At 69.0% G+C, this 1,212-nt stretch carries 1 protein-coding gene; it reads right to left on the bottom strand.

Going from position 1 to position 1,212, the window contains the following annotated elements; translation table 11 throughout:
- On the bottom strand, nucleotides 1–1,138 hold a 1,138-nt coding region (gene gatE, locus BN903_RS04015), incomplete at its 3' end, for a Glu-tRNA(Gln) amidotransferase subunit GatE (protein WP_079890572.1).
- Nucleotides 1,139–1,212 lie beyond the last annotated feature (74 nt).

The following is a 1,212-nucleotide window of genomic DNA, read 5'->3' as shown; positions in this document are numbered from 1 at the left end:
CCCCCTCGTCCGCGCCGACCGCGTCGCGGAGGGCGTCGACCTCCGCCTCGGTGACGCCGTACGCCGGCAGCTCGTCGGTGTGGAAGATGCCGCCCGCGCCGTGACGCTTCGCGTGGTCGGACAGCTCCGTGCCGAGCCGGCGGTCATCCTGGATCTCGCGGCCGACGAGACCGTCGAAGCCGTAGAGCGGGACCGCGGTCACCTTTCCGCCCGAGTCGAGCGCGCCGCGGATCACTCCCGATTCGGTGTCGGCGAAGGTGTCGGTCACGTCCGAGACCTCGCCCACGCTCGCGTCGCGCTCGCGGAGCTCGTCGTGGATCGCGAGCAGTTCGGCCTGTCGGCCGACCTCGCCGCGGACGATGTCCTCGATCCCCTGAAGATCCTGAACGCCTTTCACCTCAACCCGCGCGCCGTCGGCGATGGAGACATTCACGTCCTGCCGGATCGTGCCCAGCCCGCGCTTGACCGCGCCCGTCGAGCGGAGCAGCATCCCGATGCGCTCGGCCGCCTGCCGGGCCCCTTCGGGGCTGCGGATGTCCGGTCCCGTCCCGATCTCGACGAGGGGGACGCCGAGGCGATCCAGCGAGTAGACGACGCCGTCGTCGGTCTCCTCGACGCGCTTGGCCGACTCCTCTTCGAGCATGAGGTCGACGACCGACACCGAGCCCGACTCCGTCTCGATCGCGCCGTCCTGTCCGAGCAGGATCGAGCGCTGGAAGCCGGAGGTGTTCGAGCCGTCGATCACGAGCTTCCGCATGACGTGCGCCTGATCGACGACCGAGAGGTCGAGCAGGTCGGCGATCTGGAGCGCCACGGCGAGCGCCTCGTCGTCGACGCGCCGGGGCGGCTCGTCGTCCTCCTCGACGAGGCAGGTCGTGTCGTACGCGAGGTAGGTGAACTCGCGGTCGACGCGGCTCTCCTCCATCGCCACGTCGTCGAGTTCGCCCAGCTCACTCTTCGTCGGGTGGAGCCGCCGGGTGATCGAACGGTCGGACTCCTCGGGGTCGCGCTCGACGGTCGGGGAGTCGCAGAACAGCTTCGTCTCCGTGTCGAGCTGCTGGTGGATCTCCAGACCGGCGACGAGCCCCAGTTCCTCGTAGTCGTACTCGGGGTCGCGTCCGTACTCATTACGCCTCACTCCGACGCGGCGCGACTAAAAAGGGTGGCAGCTCGCGCGAACACTGATCGAGCGTGGAAACGAAAAGTAGAAAC

The organism is Halorubrum sp. AJ67 (genome assembly GCF_000513435.1).
The sequence above is the reverse complement of the archived record's forward strand: the minus strand, read 5'-3'. Positions and strand labels throughout refer to the sequence as shown.